We start from the raw sequence: 18,207 nt of genomic DNA, 5'->3' as shown, positions 1-18,207 counted from the left end.
GTGGGGGCGGCCGTTCTTAATCAAGGTTAAGAGATGACCACGACTTAAGGTTTAGTTACCTTGTCGCGCGACAGAAACTTGCGCTTTGAAAAGACCTTTGGGAGCGAGGGAAGCAGCCATGGCCGAGCCTTATGTTGGTGAGATCCGCATGTTCGGAGGCAACTTCCCTCCGCTCGGTTGGGCGATGTGCGACGGACAGCTGATGTCGATCTCCGAGAACGACACGCTGTTCAATCTGATCGGCACCACCTATGGCGGCGACGGGCAGTCGACGTTCGGCATGCCCGACCTGAGAGGCCGGGTTCCCAGCCACCAGGGCTCGAAGAACGGCCAGACCTACATCATCGGACAGATGACCGGCGTGGAGACCGTCACCCTCGCGCCCCAGCAGTTGCCGCAGCACACCCACCCCTTCTACGCGGCCTCGACGCCCGGCGCGGCGAGCACGCCCACCACCCAGACCATGATCTCCAGCCAGGGACCGGGCGGCACCGTCCTGTTCGGCTACCAGCCTTACGACGCCGCCAATCCGCAGGTCGCGCTATCCGCCGCGTCGACCACGCCCAGCGGCGGCAACCAGCCGCACGAGAACATGCAGCCCTATCTGGGCATCAATTTCATCATCTCGCTCTATGGCGTCTACCCGTCCCCGAGCTGATGCGTCCGCCCGAAGATCTTTTGGAGACTCAAAGAGATGAGTGATCAATTCGTCGCGGAGATCCGCATTTTCGGCTTCAACTTCGCTCCGAAGGGCTGGGCGCAGTGCAATGGCCAGCTCCTGCCGATCCAGCAGAACACCGCGCTGTTCTCGCTGCTGGGCACCACCTATGGCGGCAACGGCACCACCAACTTCGCCCTGCCCAATCTGATGGGCAACATTCCAATTCACATCGGACGCAACCAGCCCGGCCCTGGTCTGTCGGTCTACGACCTGGGCCAGACCGGCGGCTCGCCGAACGTGACGCTGGTCGAGACCGAGATGGCGATGCACACGCACTCGCCGATGGTGACCACGACGGTCGGGACCGTCACCGCCGCGGCCAACAACCAGCCCGCCCAGGCCTTCTACGGCACCTTCCAGTCGGCCACCCGGGGCCTGTTCTACAGCCCGACGCCGCCGGCCGTGCAACTGCCGGCCCAGAGCATCGGCCCGACCGGCGGCTCGCAGCCGCACAACAACATGATGCCGACGCTGGTCCTGAACTACTGCATCGCCCTGCAGGGCGTTTTCCCCGCTCGCAACTAACCCCCGCGACCGATACGAGGAGCAAGACTCATGGGTACGCCATACATGGGCGAGTTGCGGATCATGTCCTTCAACTTCGCTCCGAAATACTGGGCCCAGTGCAACGGCCAGCTGCTGTCCATCCAGCAGAACCAGGCCCTGTTCTCGCTGCTGGGCACCACCTACGGCGGCAATGGCGTGACCAACTTCGCCCTGCCGGACCTGCGGACGATGGTCCCCGCCCACACAGGCTCAGGCTATCCCCAGGGCGCGATCGTCGGCGAGTACAGCCACACCCTGATCCAGACCGAAATGCCGCAGCATCTGCACTTCCTGAAGGCCGACGCCACCCATGCCGGAGACACAAACGCGGCTACGGCGGTCGCGGGCAACAGCTTCGGGCAGACCTACGGCAAGCCCAGTTCGGGCTCGAACATCGCGTTCAACATGTACAGCACCACCCTGACCCCTGTGGCGCCCATGGCCCCTCAGGCGCTGGGCGTCGCCGGCGGCAGCCAACCGCACGAGAACCGCCAGCCGTTCCTGGTGCTGAACATCTGCATCGCCCTGCAGGGAATCTTCCCCTCGCGGAACTAGCTTTCGGGTCCTTCGCAGCGTGGCTTCAGTTGAACACCGCCTGGTAGTCCTGTCGCCCCGGCGCGGGGGTGTGGACCGGGATCAGATAGAGATCGTAGGCGGTCCCGTCTTCGCGGATGATCGTATGCATCCCCTCGGCCAGGACGTCGCCGGGAGGACCGCTAAAGATCAGCGTGAAGGGCCGGAAGGCCGGGTCGCCGTGGCCAGGCTGGTTCTCGAACCGCTCGACCTCGCTCAGCGACAGCACGTGGCGGCCGCCCTCGACCCGAAACGAAGTCCCCACGTGCGGAGCAAAGGCGTCTGCGGTCAGGGCGACGAAATCGGCGGTCATGAAGTCCCTCGGATCGGAATCGAAGCGCGGCCATTATGACGACCTCGCCACCTGAACGGGAAGACCTTGGCGCATCGCCCTTTGAAGATGCAAGGACGGACGACGCCGGCGGAGCCGCCAGCTTCGCCCTGCGAGCCGAGGTGGAAACCGATGCGGCCTTCCGCCTGGCGCTGTTCCGGACCTCCCGCGGTCCGGGATGGGACCAACTTCCCCTGCCCGCCGACATGCTGGCCCAGCTCATGGAGCAGCAGTTCCACGCCCAGACCCAGGGCTACCGCGCGGCCTATCCGCAGGCCCGGCTCGAGATCGTCACGATGAACACCGAACCGGTCGGACGGCTCGCCACGCAGCGGGACGCCGACGCCCTGCACCTGATCGACATCGCCGTGGTCCCCGAACGGCGGGGTCAGGGGATCGGCGGGGCGATCCTCCGCGCGCTGATGGATGAGGCCGCCGCGACCGGAAGGCCGGTGACGCTGCACGTGGCCCGCGACAACCTGGCGGCCCAGAGGCTCTATCACCGGCTGGGCTTCGCCCTGGCAGGGGCGGACGAGACGCACCTGACCCTGGCCTGGCCGGCCGGGTCCGCCTCAACACCCGTGGCGGCGACTTGACCCGGGTCGCCGTGGTCGGTTGCGGGGCTTGGGGCCGGAACCTGATCCGGACCTGCGCGGAATTGGGCGTGCTGGGGGCGGTGGTCGACGCCGACGCCGCGGCCGCCCAAGGCCAGGCCGACGCCTGGAGTGTTCCCCCCCTTCCTCTGGCCCAGGCGCTGGACGACCGGCGCCTGGACGCGATGATCATCGCCGCCCCCGCGCCCGTCCATGCCGCGCTCTGCCGTTTGGCCCTAAGCCACGGCAAGGACGTCTTCGTCGAAAAACCCCTGGCCTCCGACCTGGCGGAGGCCGAAGCCCTGGCCGCCGACGTGGCGTGTTCGGACCGGGTGTTCATGGTCGGCCACCTGCTGCGTCACCACCCAGCGTTCCAGGCCCTGGAGGCGATCGTGGCGCGCGGCGAGATCGGCGCCCTGCGCTACATCACCGCCTCGCGGCTGAGCCTCGGCCGCGTTCGCACGCACGAGAACGCGTTCCTCAGCCTGTCGCCGCACGACGTCTCGATGGTCCTGGCCCTGGCCGGCGCCGAGCCGGCCAGGGTCAAGGCGACCGGCCAGGCCTTCGTCACGCGCGGCGTCGCCGACGAGGTGCATGCCGATCTCGGCTTTCGTGGCCCTGGCGCCTGCGGCGACCTCCACGCCCATATCGCCGCCAGTTGGCTGAGCCCGATCAAGGAGCAGAGGCTGGTCGTGGTCGGCGAAACGGGAGCCCTGGTGTTCGACGACGTTCGCCCCTGGTCGGAAAAGCTGATGCGACGCGACCAGGCCGTGAGCCTGACCGAGGCCGGTCCAGTGGCCTCCGGTACTGAACCGCGCTTCGTCGACCTCGTCGCCGAACCGCCCCTGACCAGAGAAATTCGCCACTTCATTCAGTCTTGCCAGACCAGGGAAACCCCTTTGACGGGCATCGATGAGGGAATTCGCGTACAGCGGGTGCTTGAGAGTGTTCAACTGCAGTTGAGCCGTGGTCCAGATCAACTCCAGAGCCAGTCTGACTGACACGATGATCTCGCGCGGGACCGCATAACCTTGTTCAATCACCCAACTGACGGCAAGTATTCAGTCCAGGAAAGTCCAATAGCCAGTCAAATACAAGGCTATCTAAGGTCAATATACCAAGATAAACACCCTTCCCGTGAAGGCATTCGCCGCGTACGATCCGGTATGTCGAGGGGCGCGTCGATCTCAAATAAGAACGCCCCGGCTATGAGGGGCCAATGAACGTTCATATCCCGACGTTTCCATTGCACGGCGCTGACGATCTGGCGTCGAACTTTCAAGGGCTGACTCGGAAAATCCTGCAGCGCGAGGCCGTGATCGGCGTCGTCGGCATGGGCTATGTCGGCCTTCCGCTGTCGGAGGCCTTCTGCTCGGCCGGCTTCCGCGTGATCGGCTTTGATCTGGACGAGACCCGCCTGGCCAGCCTGTCCCGGGGCGCGTCCTATCTGAACCATTTCGCCGACGCCCGCGTGGCGGCGATGGCCGAGCAAGGCTTCGCCGCGACCAGCACGCCGAACGTCCTGGCCCGCGCCGACGCCGTGCTGATCTGCGTGCCGACCCCGATCACCTCGCACAACGCGCCGGACCTCGGCCACGTCGTCGAGGCCGCCGAGACCCTGGCGGCCGTGTTGCGGCCGGGCCAACTGGTCGTCCTGGAGTCCACAACCTTTCCAGGCGCCACCGTCGAGGTGCTCAAGCCGATCCTGGAGCGCTCGGGCCTGCGGGCCGGCCGCGACTTCGCCCTGGCCTATTCGCCCGAGCGCGAGGATCCCGGCAACCAGGCCTTCACCACCGCCTCGATCCCCAAGATCGTCGGCGCCGACTCCGAGGCCGAACGCCGCGTGGCCTGTACGCTCTATGATGCGATCACCGTCACGGTTCCCGTCAGCGACACCCGCACCGCCGAAGCGGTGAAGCTGACCGAGAACGTGTTCCGGTTCGTCAACATCGCCCTGGCCAACGAGCTCAAGGTCAGCTTCGAAGCCCTGGGCATCGACGTCTGGGAGGTGATCCAGGCGGCCCAGACCAAGCCGTTCGGCTACATGCCCTTCTTCCCCGGCCCCGGCGTCGGCGGCCACTGCATTCCCGTGGACCCCTTCTATCTGGCCTGGCGGGCCAGGGCCGAGGGGGCCAGCCTACGGATGGTCGAATTGGCGGGAGAGATCTCGCGGGCCATGCCCCGGCGCGTGGTCGACAAGACGCTGGAAGCCCTGGCCGCGCGCAGTTGCTCGCCGATCGGCGCCCATGTCCTGGTCGTGGGCGTAGCCTACAAGCGCAACATCGACGACACCCGCGAGACCCCGGCCCGCGACATCATCGAGATCCTGCGCAGCCACGGGGCCCGGGTCAGCTATCACGACCCGCTGGCCCCGGAACTGATCGTCGGCGGCACGTTGATGCAGTCGATCGACATCGGCAGCGACACGCTCGCGGGCTTCGATTGCGCCATCATCGTCACCGACCACGACGCCATCGACTATGCGCGACTGGTCCGCGAGACGCCGCTGGTGGTCGACACCCGCAACGCCGCCGCCCAGGTCGATGCCGGTCTGGCCGGCAAGATCGTGAAGGCCTGAGATGGCGGCCCCGACTCCCGCGGACCGCCCGCCCGCCTGGGTCCATCCCTCGGCCGAGGTCGAGACCGGCGCGGTGCTGGGCGCCGGCACGCGGGTCTGGCGGTTCAGCCATGTCGCGGCCGGCGCCCGGATCGGCGAGGATTGCGTGATCGGCCAGAACGTGGCGATCGCTCCCGGCGTGGTGGTGGGCGACCGCTGCAAGGTGCAGAACAATGTCAGCCTCTATGCCGGCGTCGTCCTGGAGGACGGCGTGTTCTGCGGTCCCAGCTGCGTGTTCACCAATGTGGCCACGCCTCGCGCCGAGATCGAGCGCAAGGCCGAGTTCCGCCCCACGAGGGTGGGGCGCGGCGCGACGATCGGGGCCAATGCGACGATCGTCTGCGGCCATGATCTGGGCGCCTGGTGCCTGATCGCCGCCGGCGCGGTCGTGACCCACGACGTCCCGTCCCTGGCGCTGATGGCCGGCGTGCCCGCGCGCCGCATCGGCTGGGTCAGCCATGCCGGCGAGGTGCTGGGCGCGGACCTGGTCTGCCCACGCACCGGCGACCGCTACGCCGAGCGGTCCGGGGCGTTGCGACGGGTGATCAATCTCTCGGGCTTCGGCGAGGACCCGCCCGACACCCCCAATGAAGAACCAGCAGCGAGCGTCGGATGAAACGGGCCCTGGTCATCGGATCGGAAGGCAATATCGGCAAGCCGCTGGCGGCCCATCTGCGCGCCGAGGGCTGGGAGGTGCTGTGCGCCGACATCAAGCCCGGCTGGCGCAAGGACTACCTGCAGGTCGACATCAACCAGCCGGCCGACCTGATGCCGACCCTGCGCTGGAAGCCGGACGTGATCTTCGCCCTGGCCGCCGTGGTCAGCCGGGTGACCTGCGAGCAGGCCTCCAGCCTGGCCGTCAGCACCAACCTGGGCGGGCTGAACAACGTGATCCTGCTGGCCCAGGCCGCCGACGCCAAGCTGGTCTATTTCTCGACGTCCGAGGTCTATGGCCCCACCGACGGGCCGATGGACGAAATAGCCACGGTTCCGCGGCCCAACAACCGCTACGGCCTGACCAAGCTGCTGGGCGAACAGCTTGTCGACTACGAGGTCGCCCAGCACGGCCTCCGCGCCGTCACCTTGCGGCCGTTCATGATCTATGACGAGAACGAGGACTTCGGCGACCACCGCTCGGCGATGATCCGCTTCGCCCACGACCTGGCGCGCGGACTTCCGATAGAGGTGCATCGCGGCGGCGCCAGGGGCTGGCTGCACATCTCCGACGCCGTGCTGGCCATCGAGGCCGCCGCCGGCGTCGACGAGCACGCGGTGATCAATATCGGCCACCCCGACATCACGCCGATCGAGGCCCTGGCCGAGGGTCTCCGAACACGCCTGGACGCCGCCCCTTCGCTGATCACCCTGCGCGACCTGCCCGCCCGGATGACGGCCGCCAAGCAGCCCGCCCTGGACCGCATGCGCGACCTGCTGGGCGTGAGCCCGAAGGTCTCGCTGGACGAGGGCCTGGACCGGGTGGTGGCGCGGGTGCGGGCCCGCCTGGCCCAGGGGCGGCTGGAGCAGCCGGCGTGACGACCGGCGCCCCGGGCCGCCTGCTGACCGTCGTCGGCGCCCGGCCCCAGTTCGTCAAGGCCATGCCGGTCAGCCGCGCCATCGCCCGCACGCCGGGCCTGACCGAAGTGATGGTCCATACCGGCCAGCACCATGACGCGGCCTTGTCGGACAGCTTCTTTCGCCAGCTGGACCTGCCCGAACCGGCCGAGAACCTGGGGATTCACGGCGGCTCGCATGGCGAGATGACCGGACGGATGCTGGCCGCCCTCGACGGGGTGATCGCCCGCCACGCCCCCGACCTGGTGATCGTCTATGGCGACACCAACTCCACCCTGGCCGGGGCCCTGGCGGCGGCCAAGGCCGGCGTGCCGGTGGCCCATGTCGAGGCGGGCCTGCGGGTCTTTGATCGGTCGATGCCGGAAGAGACCAACCGCGTGGTCGTCGACCACCTGAGCCGGCTGCTGTTCGCCCCCACCCGGGCTGCGGTCGGGCATCTGGCGCGCGAGGGGCTGGTCGAGGGCGTTTTCCACGTGGGCGACGTGATGCAGGACGCGGTCCTGGCCATGGCCGCGCTGCCGGACCAAGGCAACGGCGTCCTGCGTCGGCTGGGCCTGGCTTCGGGCGCCTATGCCGTGGCCACCCTGCACCGCGCGGCGACGACGGATAGCGCCATCGGCCTGGCCGCCGCCGTGGGCTATCTGCGCCAACACGCCGGCCGCCTGCCCGTGGTGCTGCCGCTGCATCCGCGCACCCGCCAGGCGGCCGGCCACTTCGGGGTCGACCTGGCCGGCCTGACGGTGATCGAGCCGCTGGGCCCGGTCGACATGCAGCGCCTGCTGGCCGGCTGCGCCCTGGTGCTCACCGATTCCGGCGGCCTGCAGAAGGAGGCCTATTTTCATCGCAAGCCTTGTGTCACGCTGCGCGACGACACCGAATGGAGCGAGACGGTGGAGGCGGGGTGGAACCGGCTGTGGACCGTGGATAACTACCGGCCGCGGCGTGAGATCGACGACTATGGCGCGGGCGACGCCGCCGAGCGGATTGTCGCGACGATCGCCCATTTTGTCGCCGAGCACCTCGACGCGCCGTCCGCGGCGGCTGGAATCCGCCCATGAAGGACACCCACGGCCGCCCACACCCGCCCCTGCCTGGCCACGACACGTCACCGGACGAGCGGGTCAAGGATCCGTCGGCGGGCGAGCCGCGGCCGCTGCGCATCCTGGTGGCCTGCAACTACGACCCCGCCAACGCGGCCACGGTCTGCGACCACATCAACGCCTTCGTCCGCTATTCGCGTCACGAGGTCCGCGTGCTCTCGCGGGTCGGGGAGATCTTCGACGGCGTGAAACTGTCGGCCTTCGACGCGGTCGTGATCCACTATTCGCTGTTCCTCGCGATGGAATCCTTCGTCGGGCCGCGCTCGCGCCGCGCCCTGGCCGCCTTCCGCGGCGCCAAGGCGGTGTTCATCCAGGACGAATACCGCTTCGTGAACGCCACCCTCGACGCGCTGCAGGCTTGCGGCGTGGACTGGGTGTTCACGTGCCTGGGTCCCACCGAGGCCGAGCGGGTCTATGGTGGCGTCAGCGGCTTGCGCACCCAGCAGGTGCTGACCGGCTACGTGCCGCACTGGCTGACGCACTATCCGCCCCTTCCCCTGTCGGCCCGAAAGACCATGGTGGGCTATCGCGGCCGGACCTATCCGGCCTGGCACGGCGAGCAAGGGCGCGAAAAGATCCAGATCGGCAAGCTGTTCAAGCGTGACGCCCCGCGGTTCGGCATCTCGACCGACATCGCCTGGTCGGAACGCAGCCGGTTGTACGGCCGCGACTGGGTGACGTTCATCCGCAACTGCCAGGCCGTGCTGGCGGTGGAGAGCGGAGCCAGCGTCTTCGACTTCGACGGCGACGTGGCCGCCCGCACCGAGAGCTTCGCCGCCCTGGTCGAGCGCCCCCACCCCATCCCGGCCCTGGCCAAGAAACCGTCCTACGAGATGCTGCGCGACCGGTTCTTCGCCGGCCGCGAGGACCAGATCGACATCGCCCAGATCTCGCCCAGGGTGTTCGAGGCGATCGCCCTGCGCACGCTCGTCATCGCCTATCCCGGGCGGTATTCGGGCGTTCTCGAGCCTTGGCGGCACTATGTGCCGCTCGACAAGGACCACGGCAACATGGCGGAGGTCGCCGCGATCCTGCGCGATCCCGAGCGGGTCGCCGAGATCATCACCAACGCCTATGCCGAAATCGCCCTGAACCCGGCCTATGGCTATGGGGCGATGATCGACCTGTTCGACGCCCGGATCACCGAAGCCGCGGTCGGACGGCCACGCGCCGCCGTCGACGACCGCACCGACGCCAAGTTCCGTCGGGCCTTTCCCTTCCGGCTCGTCGACAACCCCCACGACGTTCAGCGCCCTCGCCTGATCCGGCGGCTGGCCGGCGCGGCCGGCCGACGCCTGGGACTGGGACATCTGGCGGGCCGTTTGCGGCGACGACGGTGACCTTGCGGCCAGTCCGCCGGTCGCCAGGTCGGCGAGCGCTTTAATCGATCCTGATCCATCGCTTCAGCCGCAACAGGCGCGAGATGTCGCGCAGCCAGCCCCGCACTGGGGCCGGCGCGGCGAGCAGGCGCGATTCCACGATGATCACCGCCCACGCGGCCCAGTCGCGCAGCCGCAGGAACAGCGGCAATCCCCAGCCGCGCCTCACGCCAGCACCTGACGGGCGATGTCGCCCACCACCGCCCGCCAGCTGTAGCGGCCCGAGGCCACGATTTCTTCATAAGCCCGGTCGACCATGGCCTGGGCCCGCTGCGGGTCCTGGCTGCGGTCCAGGGCCGCATCGATGTCCGACAGGTCGCGACGCACCGGCTGATAGTGAACGCCCGCCTCGAGCACGCCGCTGTAATCCCCCTCCACCAGCACCTGGAAGGTCCGGGTCGCCACCGCCTCGAGGTGACGTGGCGACATCGCGCGGATCTCCGCCCCCGGCGCCAGCACGATGGCCGAGGACGGCGGCATCCATCCCGCGGATCTCCCCGACGTCGGGTCGCTGGTCGGCAGGTCGCCCTTCGGATCGACCAGGGACGAGCCGCCCTCGACCCCGACCACCGCCCGGCTGGCGCCCAGCAGGCGGATCCAGGCCTCTCCCACCAGCCGGCGCTGGCCGTCGACCGCCACGTCGGCGCGATGCCCGCCCGCCTGGGCCCAGGCCTGGGCCCTCAGCCCGACCTCGCGCTTGAGCCGGCCCATCTCGCCCAGCCAGGCCGGGGTCTCCCAAGCGCGATAGCTGACCGAGATCGGCCGCGCGGCCAGGTCGCTTGACGTCCGTCGCATCAGGCGGTCGTCGACATAGGCGGTCAGGAAGCGTCGCAGGGCATAGGGCCTTTGGTCGACGGGATAGACCTCGTCCCACAGCGCCGGTTCCAGCGCGGTCAGCAGCAGGTCGATCCTCGCCTCGACCAGCAGGTCGCGCAGCGCCTGGAGCCCAAGGAATTCGTCGAGCGGCGCGGCGACGCGCCGCGCTCGCCCCGGCGTCGCGTCCATCGCCCGTCGCAGCCCGCCCAGACCGATGCGGGTGTATCGCGCAGCCAGGGCCGTCGCGTCGATCATCACCAGGTCGGGATCCAGCCGGGTGATCCAGGTCGGATTGAACGGAAATCCTATGTTCAGGAAGGCCACGGATCCCGGGAAATAGCTCTTCCACGCGAAGATGCGCTGGTGCTCCCAGCGGCGCATCGGCCACTGGCCGCGCCAGTTGTACAGCACCAGGGCGGTTGGTCGGCTCCCCATGCCCGACGGACTAGGCGTCGCCGGATCGAAGCCGGCTCTCGGTCGCCAAACGCGCAGGGAGCAATCGCGAAGCCATCAAAGCCATCCTGACCGCGAGCGCCCGGCGCGCTCAACCTCAGCGTCGGGGCGTCGGTGATGGCTGTCAACGCCTAAGGCTGTCGCCCTGGGCCGTGCGCAGGGTCTCGGAGGGCGATTCGCCAAACATCGCCCGATAGGCGCCGGCAAACCGGCCCAGCTCCCAGAAACCCTGGTCCAGCGCCACCTGGGTGACCGTCGTTGGCCGATCGCCCGCGTCCAGCAATCGGGCCCGGGCCGCCGACATGGCCTTCAGCCGCAGATAGGCCTTGGGACTGATGCCGAGCAGGTCGTGAAAGGCGCGGTACAGCGTCCGACGAGAGATGTTCAGGGCCAGGCAGATGTCTTCGATCTGCACGGCCTGGCGGGCGCCGCCGCCTTCCACGAAGTCCTCGGCGCCGCGCACGATGCGAGCGGCGTTCAGCACGCCCTGCCGACGGCCGCCCCCGACTTGGACCTTGGCAACGGCCGTCAGTACGCCGTCCAACAGTTCGTTACGCAGGAAGGCCACGGCGCTGCTCGGAACGCCGCCGCCCAAGGCCCTCAGCAGGCTGGAGCAGCCCTGCAGCACGCGCTTGCAGGCGGCGCGGGCCTCCGGGGGCGGCGAATAGATGGCCGGTCCGGTCCAGAAGCCCGGCTCGGCCAGTCCTTCGAACGCTTCAGCCCGCTGCATCAGCAAGTCCCATGGCGCGGTGACGACGGCGTAGGCGACATGGCCCTGGAACCGCCCGTCCAGTTCGCCGCCCGGCGGGATGGCGATGATGTCGCCCTCCTCGACCAGGTGACCCCACTGGTTGAGCACGCCCTCCTGCTCCATCACCGAAACCAGGCTGAAGGCCTTCTGATCGATAATCCCTCGAACCCGGAGATCGCCATCGAACGCCCCGGCGTCGAAACCCATGTCTCCCAGGGTCGCCCGCAGCAGATGACCGCGGCAGGGTTCCGGCGTCAGCTGGGTGACCGCCAGGTCGCGCCCGGCGGCGTGGGCCCAGACCTCGTGCGCGCCCTGGGTCTCGCGGGCCACGACCTGACCCAGGACGACCGCCGCCGACCGCGCCCCGAACGACCGCCGCTCGTCCAGCGTTCCCGCGACCAGCCCGTCGTCGGACGGATCGCCGTCGATCGGCGTGACCGTCTCGTTTTGCCGCCAGTCGGTGCTCGACCAAGATCGAAGATGAGGATCTTTCGCGCTTTCGTTGTCCATCGAACCTCTCCTGGCCGGGACGACACGATCAATGGCCTCCGCGCCCTGATCTTGAGGCGACCGCACCTGTCGCCGCACCCGATTCGCCCTCCAACGATGCCACGGCCCATCTGTGTTGTAAGTAAGGTGAAACCACTAGAAAGCATCGAAGTAACAGAGAAAATTACAACTTTTCCAACGGCTCAGCTTGGTAACCAAGTCTTAGGTATAGTTAATTCGCCGTTATTCATAAATACGAAAAATGTCCAGGCATAGATGCGATTCTGGCACTCACCGCATAGCAATCCGAGAGTTTTCCGAAGAAACATGGTGACCAGGCGGGGCGCCGGAGGACTCTATGGCTCGTCAAACTTGGAAGGAAATGGCGATCTTCGGAAAACGGAATCTCGCGGAAACACCCGGCGGCGCGAACGAACGGGATCGCCTGGCGCAGGCTTTGCGCGACATGAAGGCCGCCTGCGACGGGGAACAGCGGCAACGGCGTCAGATCGCGGAGAGCGGCGCTCGCCAGCTGAGCCGGGCCCAGGCCGTCCTGCGCGAGGCCGAGGCCCGGCAGCGCGACGCCGAGGCGGCGCTGCGCCGCGCCCGGCGGATGGCGGCCGTCGGCTGGATGGCCGCGGAGGCCTGCCGGGACATGACCGCCCTGCACGCGGTGGCGACCAAGGCCCTGACCTCTTCCCGCGAGCGGCTGCAGGGCGACCACCGGACGGTCAACGAGATCGACTGGGCCCTGGGCGGCCTGAACCAGGCCGAGCAGATGCTCGAGCGGGTCGCCGCCTATCTCGACGCCCGCCGCGAGACCGCCCAACGCGCCCACATCGACGGGCTGCTGGCGGGGAGCTGAGAAAGCCGCCCGGCTACGCCTCGATGTCGACGTCCTTGGTTTCCTTCAGGAACAGGACGCCCACCACCGCGGTCACCGCGGCCACCACGATCGGGTACCACAGGCCGTAATAGATGTTGCCCGTGGCGGCGACCATGGCGAAGGCCGTGGTCGGCAGGAAGCCCCCGAACCAGCCGTTGCCGATATGGTAGGGCAGGCTCATCGAGGTGTAGCGGATGTTGGTGGGGAACAGCTCGACCAGCATGGCGGCGATCGGGCCGTAGACCATGGTCACGTACAGCACCAGGATCGCCAGCACCGCCACCACCAGCGGCTTGTTGATCAGGGCGTCGTCGGCCTTGGCCGGATAGCCGGCGGTCTTCAGCGCGGCGCCGAGCTCCTTTTCCCAGGCCGTCTTGCGGGCCTTGAAGGTCGCCTTGTCCAGGGTCTGGCCCGGGAACGAGGCGATGGTCGCCTGGCCGATCTTCACCTGGGCGACCGAGCCGGCCGGGGCCGCCTGGTTGCTGTAGGTGACGCCGGCCTTGGCGAGGTACGACTTGGCCAGGTCGCACGAGCGGTTGAACACCGTCTTGCCCACCGGGTCGAACTGGAACGAGCAGTCGGCCGGGTCGGCCACGACGGTGACCGGGGCCGAGGCCACGGCGGCGGCCAGTTGCGGATTGGCGGCCGTCGTCAGGGTCTTGAACAGCGGGAAATAGGTCAGGGCCGCCAGGATGCAGCCCAGCATGATGATCGGCTTGCGGCCGATCTTGTCCGACAGCCAGCCGAAGATCACGAAGAACGGCGTGCCGATCAGCAGAGCGACAGCCACCAGCAGGTTGGTCGTGCCGCCGTCGACCTTGAGCATCTTCTCCAGGAAGAACAGGGCGTAGAACTGGCCGGTGTACCAGACCACCGCTTGGCCGGCGGTCAGCCCCACCAGCGCCAGCAGCACGATCTTCAGATTGCCCCAGTTGGCGAACGAGTCGGCCAGGGGCTTCTTGCTGCCCTTGCCCTCGTCGACCATCTTCTGGAACGACGGGCTTTCGGACAGTTGCAGGCGGATCCACAGCGACACGCCCAGCAGCAGCACCGAGATCAGGAAGGGAATGCGCCAGCCGAAGGCCTCGAAGGCGTCCGCGCCGGTCGCTTTGCGGGTCAGCAGGATCACCACCAGGCTGAGGAACAGGCCGAACGTCGCCGTCACCTGGATGAAGCTGGTGTAGAAGCCGCGCCGTCCCGGCGGGGCGTGCTCGGCCACATAGGTGGCGGCGCCGCCGTACTCGCCGCCCAGGGCCAGGCCCTGGACCAGGCGCATGATCACCAAGGCGATGGGCGCGGCGATCCCGATGGCGGCGTAGCTGGGCAGCAGGCCGACCGTGAAGGTCGACAGACCCATCAGCAGCATGGTGATCAGGAAGGTGTTCTTACGGCCCCACAGATCGCCCAACCGGCCGAACACCAGGGCCCCGAACGGTCGGACCGCGAAGCCCGCCGCGAAGGCCAGCAGGGCGAAGATATAGCCGGTGGTCTCGTTGACGCCCGAGAAGAAATGCTTGGTGATGTAGGTGGCCAGCGAGCCGTAGAGGTAGAAGTCGTACCACTCGAACACCGTGCCGACCGAGGCGGCCCCGATGACCAAGGCGTCCTTGCGCCCGACGGCGCGACCGCCCTTGGCGCCCTTCACCGTTTGCGCGGCGTCGCTTCCCATTCGCATTTCCCCCGTCGCCGCGGCCGGCGATCAAACACTGTTACCGCAACCATCATGACCGGCGTGCGCGGCGTTGGCGAGAGGCTAAACATGAACCGGACGAAAGCCGAAGCGTTGGCTCGGAGAAATCTTCACGGTCCCATTTTACGGGACCAGACAAGCGGTTGGGGATCCCGATGAGCGTCGTCGCGGCCTATGTCTACAAGAACGGCGCGCGAGTCCGGGAGATCAGCCTCGACAAGGATGACGCCCTGGCGGTCAAGCCCGGCGAGTTCGTCTGGATCGGCCTCTACGAGCCCAGCGAGGCCGAGCTGGATCGGCTGCGGGCCCGCTTCAAGCTGCACCCGCTGGCGATCGAGGACGCGCTCAACGCCCACCAGCGGCCCAAGGTCGAGATCTATGGCCGCGAGCTGTTCGTGGTGGCCCGCACCGCCCAACTGGTCGACGCCCAGATCGCCTATGGCGAAACGGCGATCTTCGTCGGCGAGGGCCACCTGATCACCGTCCGGCACGGCTCGGCTCGGGCCCACACCGAGCTGCGCGACCAGCTGGAGGCCTCGCCGACCCTGCTGGCCAAGGGTTCGGACTACGTGCTGCACGCGGTGCTCGACTTCGTGGTCGACGGCTACCTGCCGATCATCCAGGCCCTGGAGGACGAGGTGCTGGACATCGAGCGCCGCACGCTTGAGGCCTTTCTCAGCCACGGCGAGGTCAAGCGCCTGTTCCACCTGCGGCGCGACCTGATCCGCTTCAAGCGGGTCCTCTCCCCCATGGCCGAGGTCTGCGGGCGGCTGGAGCACCTGGAGACGCCCTGCCTGGACGACGACGTCCGCCCCTATTTCCGCGACGTGCTCGACCACACCCAGAAGGTCGAGGGCATGGTCGACGCCCTGCGCGAGGTGATCACCTCGGTGTTCGAGGCCGCCTCCCTGCTGGAACAGCAGCGGCAGAGCGCGATCACCCGAAAGCTGGCCGCCTGGGCCGCCATCCTGGCCGTGCCGACGGCGGTGGCCGGCATCTACGGCATGAACTTCGAGCACATGCCGGAGCTGCATTGGGTGTGGGGATACCCCGCGGTGATGGTGGGAATCGTCGGCGTGGTGGGATGGCTGTACTGGCGGTTCAAGAAGAACGAGTGGCTGTGACAGACGCCGCCCCGTCGGAAAGGCCCGGGCGGGTCAATAAACTTAACGGCGAACCTATCGGCGGAAATCAATTTATGGTTAATTCGCGATAGTACGAGTTGCTTTGCGTCCGCCCCTCAAATCCAGCGCTCGGACACGATCATGAACCGTCAAAGCGGTCCCGAAACACCCTTTCCCCTGGCCGCCAGCCTCCCAGCCGCGGCCGGAGGCCCCAGCATCTGGCCCTTTCCTCCGCTGATCCCGAACAGCAGCATCAGCGGGCCGCCGCCCGGCTATTCCGAAAGCTACGGAAGGGCCGAATACCGTGCGTTTCGCCTTGGACGCGCCCTGCTCATCCAGGCCTGGGGCACGCTGTCGAGCGTGAGCCAGATCCCGGACATTCGGCAAAGCCCGCTCAAGATCTACCCGCCGCAATTCGACTTCTGGGTCTATACGCCGCAGTTCGCATTGCCGGCCCTGAAGCCTTTCAAACTCTCGGAGATCTTCGGGTTTCCGGCGGGGGCGCCGGTCGTCGTAATCCACGACGCGGACGGCCACCACACGGTCGAGATCGAGGACCTCGCCTTCGACGAACGGCCCGCCGTCGCCCTCCAGGGCGGGACGCCCCCGCCCGAGGAGATCGGCTACGGAAAGTCGTTCGAGGCGGCGTTCGCCGCCGCGGTGGCCGCGCTTCCCAGAACGGCCCCCGGCTCGGCCGACGGCCTGGCGACCTATCGGCTGATCGAAAGCGGCCTGCGGCGTGGCGGGTTCCCGGGAATAGACCTTCACTACGCCCGGGTCGACGTCACCTTCTCCTGAGCCGACCGCCCGGGCCGGCAGTCGGCCCGGGCGCTTTCAGCTCGCCCAGCGCGCCGGGTGCAGGAACCGTCCCGCCTCGGCGCCGTCGCGCAGGAACACGCGCACCTCGGCGGCATGGCCGGAGGCGGCCAGGCGATTGGCCAAGTCCCGGGCGGCGGCTTCCGCCCGGCCGCCGCGTTCGAAGGTCAGTTCGGCCTCGAGGGCCTCGGAGCGCACGGCCCAGCCCTGCTCGGCCGGGGCGACGGAAATCAGCAGAGCCATCACGAGCTCCTTACGCAAATCGAATTGGGAGCGCTGATCCAACAGCGCGAACGAGCGGTTGTTCGGGCGCGGATCGGCCCCGAAACATCGAGGTCAGATCGACATTCGCCCTACGGGGGGATGACATCGACACATCTTATAGGCTCGCAATTTCACAACTTGACGACACGGTTAAGTCCGGAACGCAACTGACGCGAGCCAGAACTCCTGGCCCTGTTTTTAGTTTCTCGGGTCGTTCGATGATCTGTCGACGGGGTCAGAAAATCTGCCGGGACTCAAATCCTATTCCGCTGATAGGCTTTAAGAGGCGCCGCCTTTTCCCTCCCCTTCGGCGGCGCCGGCGCGCGCCGCGCGGACCCGTCGGGGGATGGGTGTCCGCGCGGCGCGTCTTGGCCTTGCGTCCTTCGAGGCTCGCCTACGGCTCGCACCTCAGGATGAGGCATTCACAGCCAAAACGCTCCTCATCCTGAGGCGCCCGCGAAAGCGGGCCTCGAAGGACGCAGGGTCTCTCAGCAGTCCTTCTGATCCAGGTGCGCCTTGATCAGCGCCCGACCGGCGCGCGCCACGGCGCGCACAGGGCCCGCGGCGCCCAGGGTGACGCGGGCGGTATAGGAGCCTTCCATCAGCAGCATCAGGCCGTCGGCCAGGTCCTCGTCCGGCGCGCCGGCCCGCCGGCACAGGTCGACAAGGCGGGCGTGGAGCTGTTGCTTGTAGGCCACCGACACCTTCTGGGCCGGATGGTCGGCTTCGTGCAGTTCGATGGCGGCGTTGGACAGCGGGCAGCCGTGGACGTCGGCGTTGCAGGCCTTGGTCTCGAAGGCGTCGAAGATCGCCTCCAGCTGGGCCCGCGGGTCGCCGCAGGTGCAGCCGACGACCTCGTCCCACCAGGCCCAGTAGTCGCGTTCCTGCTCGCGCAGCACCTCGGCCACCAGCTCGTCCTTGGACGGGAAGTTGCGGTACAGCGTCATCTTGGTGGCGTCGGCTTCGGCGGCGATCGCCTCGACCCCCACCGCGCGGATGCCATGCTGATAGAACAGCTCGCGGGCGGTTTCGAAGATCCGGTCGCGGGCCGGTCGCTTGGACAACGGAGCGCACACGGGCGCCTCCAGGTCGTCCAGCTTGCCCCCGCCAGAATTTCTCTCAGCCATTTTCACAGCACCTCACCTTGACGCGAGAGTTACCGGTCAGTATCTCTCACCGCGTGGATGATACCGAACGGTATCGTCACATACGACTACATCGTCACAGATGGACGTCACGTCAAGCAACAGCAACTGCGACATTTGATCCTTAACCCCGGAACGGAGCGCGAGCCATGCCCCCGAGCGCAAGCCCTCAAGGCCAACACGCCGACGCCTCGCCCGCCAAAGCCGCCTGGCTGGCCGGCCCCGCCCGTTCCCTCCGCAAGCTGATCGGCCAGGGCCCCGAGGGTTCGTCCGGTCGGGACTGGGCCGCCTCGCCCAAGGTCCGCCAGAAATCCCGGCGCCCCGTCTGGGAATAGAAAAAC

At 67.8% G+C, this 18,207-nt stretch carries 21 protein-coding genes and 1 pseudogene; 15 read left to right on the top strand and 7 right to left on the bottom strand.

Annotation, left to right across the window (positions count from 1 at the left end; translation table 11 throughout):
• Nucleotides 1–118: 118 nt before the first annotated feature.
• The 3 genes from G3M57_RS06680 to G3M57_RS06670 are packed head-to-tail and all read left to right on the top strand — an operon-like array spanning nt 119 to nt 1,822.
• Entirely contained in the window at nt 119–658 is a 540-nt protein-coding gene (locus G3M57_RS06680; RefSeq protein WP_056761987.1) for a phage tail protein, read from the top strand.
• Between the two features lie 36 nt (nt 659–694).
• Nucleotides 695–1,246 carry a phage tail protein gene (locus G3M57_RS06675; RefSeq protein WP_056761988.1) on the top strand — a complete coding sequence of 184 codons (552 nt, stop codon included), beginning with the start codon at nt 695–697 and terminating at the stop codon, nt 1,244–1,246.
• Nucleotides 1,247–1,276: 30 nt separating this feature from the next.
• Entirely contained in the window at nt 1,277–1,822 is a 546-nt protein-coding gene (locus tag G3M57_RS06670; RefSeq protein WP_056761990.1) for a phage tail protein, read from the top strand.
• Between the two features lie 25 nt (nt 1,823–1,847).
• Here the strand turns inward: G3M57_RS06670 and G3M57_RS06665 are convergent, their stop codons facing one another.
• Nucleotides 1,848–2,153, bottom strand: coding sequence for a DUF6916 family protein (locus G3M57_RS06665; protein WP_056761992.1), 306 nt, complete (start codon nt 2,151–2,153; stop codon nt 1,848–1,850).
• Between the two features lie 140 nt (nt 2,154–2,293).
• Between G3M57_RS06665 and G3M57_RS06660 the strand changes: the two genes are divergently transcribed.
• The 7 genes from G3M57_RS06660 to G3M57_RS06630 all read left to right on the top strand — a co-directional run bounded on the left by G3M57_RS06660 (nt 2,294) and on the right by G3M57_RS06630 (nt 9,393).
• Complete coding sequence (locus tag G3M57_RS06660) at nt 2,294–2,767, top strand: GNAT family N-acetyltransferase (protein WP_230983901.1); 474 nt, start codon at nt 2,294–2,296, stop codon at nt 2,765–2,767.
• Nucleotides 2,764–3,765, top strand: coding sequence for a Gfo/Idh/MocA family protein (locus tag G3M57_RS06655; RefSeq protein ID WP_230983900.1), 1,002 nt, complete (start codon nt 2,764–2,766; stop codon nt 3,763–3,765). The genes G3M57_RS06660 and G3M57_RS06655 overlap by 4 nt, the downstream gene beginning before the upstream one ends.
• A 218-nt stretch (nt 3,766–3,983) precedes the next feature.
• The gene (locus tag G3M57_RS06650; RefSeq protein ID WP_056761998.1) at nt 3,984–5,342 is read left to right on the top strand and encodes a nucleotide sugar dehydrogenase; all 1,359 of its coding nucleotides are present in this window, start codon (nt 3,984–3,986) and stop codon (nt 5,340–5,342) included.
• A gap of 1 nt (nt 5,343) precedes the next feature.
• Nucleotides 5,344–5,997, top strand: a complete 654-nt coding sequence (locus tag G3M57_RS06645) for an acyltransferase (RefSeq protein ID WP_056761999.1) — start codon at nt 5,344–5,346, stop codon at nt 5,995–5,997.
• A complete protein-coding gene (locus G3M57_RS06640) occupies nt 5,994–6,914 on the top strand; it encodes an NAD-dependent epimerase/dehydratase family protein (protein WP_163229568.1) in 921 nt (306 codons plus the stop codon). The genes G3M57_RS06645 and G3M57_RS06640 overlap by 4 nt, the downstream gene beginning before the upstream one ends.
• On the top strand, nt 6,911–8,011 hold the full coding sequence (wecB, locus tag G3M57_RS06635) for a non-hydrolyzing UDP-N-acetylglucosamine 2-epimerase (RefSeq protein WP_230983899.1): 1,101 nt from the start codon (nt 6,911–6,913) through the stop codon (nt 8,009–8,011). Before G3M57_RS06640 ends, wecB begins: the two co-directional genes overlap by 4 nt.
• A complete protein-coding gene (locus G3M57_RS06630; RefSeq protein WP_163229566.1) occupies nt 8,008–9,393 on the top strand; it encodes a hypothetical protein in 1,386 nt (461 codons plus the stop codon). Before wecB ends, G3M57_RS06630 begins: the two co-directional genes overlap by 4 nt.
• A 40-nt stretch (nt 9,394–9,433) precedes the next feature.
• Here G3M57_RS06630 and G3M57_RS06625 read toward each other — a convergent pair whose 3' ends face one another.
• From G3M57_RS06625 to G3M57_RS06615, 3 genes are all read right to left on the bottom strand, one after another.
• Nucleotides 9,434–9,583: a hypothetical protein gene (locus tag G3M57_RS06625; protein ID WP_163229564.1), complete on the bottom strand. Its 150-nt coding sequence runs from the start codon at nt 9,581–9,583 to the stop codon at nt 9,434–9,436.
• 14 nt (nt 9,584–9,597) lie between these two features.
• Complete coding sequence (locus G3M57_RS06620; RefSeq protein ID WP_163229562.1) at nt 9,598–10,683, bottom strand: hypothetical protein; 1,086 nt, start codon at nt 10,681–10,683, stop codon at nt 9,598–9,600.
• A gap of 142 nt (nt 10,684–10,825) precedes the next feature.
• Nucleotides 10,826–11,962 (bottom strand): helix-turn-helix domain-containing protein, encoded by a 1,137-nt coding sequence (locus G3M57_RS06615; RefSeq protein WP_163229561.1) that lies wholly within the window; start codon nt 11,960–11,962, stop codon nt 10,826–10,828.
• A gap of 337 nt (nt 11,963–12,299) precedes the next feature.
• Between G3M57_RS06615 and G3M57_RS06610 the strand changes: the two genes are divergently transcribed.
• On the top strand, nt 12,300–12,806 hold the full coding sequence (locus tag G3M57_RS06610; protein ID WP_230983898.1) for a hypothetical protein: 507 nt from the start codon (nt 12,300–12,302) through the stop codon (nt 12,804–12,806).
• Nucleotides 12,807–12,819: 13 nt separating this feature from the next.
• Here G3M57_RS06610 and G3M57_RS06605 read toward each other — a convergent pair whose 3' ends face one another.
• Entirely contained in the window at nt 12,820–14,496 is a 1,677-nt protein-coding gene (locus G3M57_RS06605) for an MFS transporter (protein ID WP_163229559.1), read from the bottom strand.
• Nucleotides 14,497–14,672: 176 nt separating this feature from the next.
• On the opposite strand from G3M57_RS06605, the gene corA reads away from it, so the two are divergent.
• Both corA and G3M57_RS06595 read left to right on the top strand, forming a co-directional pair.
• Nucleotides 14,673–15,641 (top strand): magnesium/cobalt transporter CorA, encoded by a 969-nt coding sequence (gene corA, locus G3M57_RS06600; protein ID WP_163229557.1) that lies wholly within the window; start codon nt 14,673–14,675, stop codon nt 15,639–15,641.
• A gap of 141 nt (nt 15,642–15,782) precedes the next feature.
• A complete protein-coding gene (locus G3M57_RS06595; protein WP_163229555.1) occupies nt 15,783–16,439 on the top strand; it encodes a hypothetical protein in 657 nt (218 codons plus the stop codon).
• 36 nt (nt 16,440–16,475) lie between these two features.
• Here G3M57_RS06595 and G3M57_RS06590 read toward each other — a convergent pair whose 3' ends face one another.
• Complete coding sequence (locus G3M57_RS06590) at nt 16,476–16,700, bottom strand: hypothetical protein (RefSeq protein ID WP_056762018.1); 225 nt, start codon at nt 16,698–16,700, stop codon at nt 16,476–16,478.
• 367 nt (nt 16,701–17,067) lie between these two features.
• Between G3M57_RS06590 and G3M57_RS27395 the strand changes: the two are divergent.
• Nucleotides 17,068–17,241 (top strand): annotated as a pseudogene (locus tag G3M57_RS27395) (hypothetical protein).
• Here G3M57_RS27395 and G3M57_RS06585 read toward each other — a convergent pair.
• Nucleotides 17,210–17,848 (bottom strand): TetR/AcrR family transcriptional regulator, encoded by a 639-nt coding sequence (locus G3M57_RS06585; protein ID WP_163229553.1) that lies wholly within the window; start codon nt 17,846–17,848, stop codon nt 17,210–17,212. The pseudogene G3M57_RS27395 and the gene G3M57_RS06585 sit on opposite strands and share 32 nt — an antisense overlap.
• Nucleotides 17,849–18,015: 167 nt before the next feature.
• Between G3M57_RS06585 and G3M57_RS06580 the strand changes: the two genes are divergently transcribed.
• Complete coding sequence (locus G3M57_RS06580; protein WP_056762021.1) at nt 18,016–18,201, top strand: hypothetical protein; 186 nt, start codon at nt 18,016–18,018, stop codon at nt 18,199–18,201.
• The last annotated feature ends 6 nt before the right edge of the window (nt 18,202–18,207 follow it).

This window comes from Caulobacter rhizosphaerae, assembly GCF_010977555.1.
GTDB classification, from domain to species: Bacteria; Pseudomonadota; Alphaproteobacteria; order Caulobacterales; family Caulobacteraceae; genus Caulobacter; species Caulobacter rhizosphaerae.
This window is presented reverse-complemented; position numbering and strand designations above follow the sequence as displayed.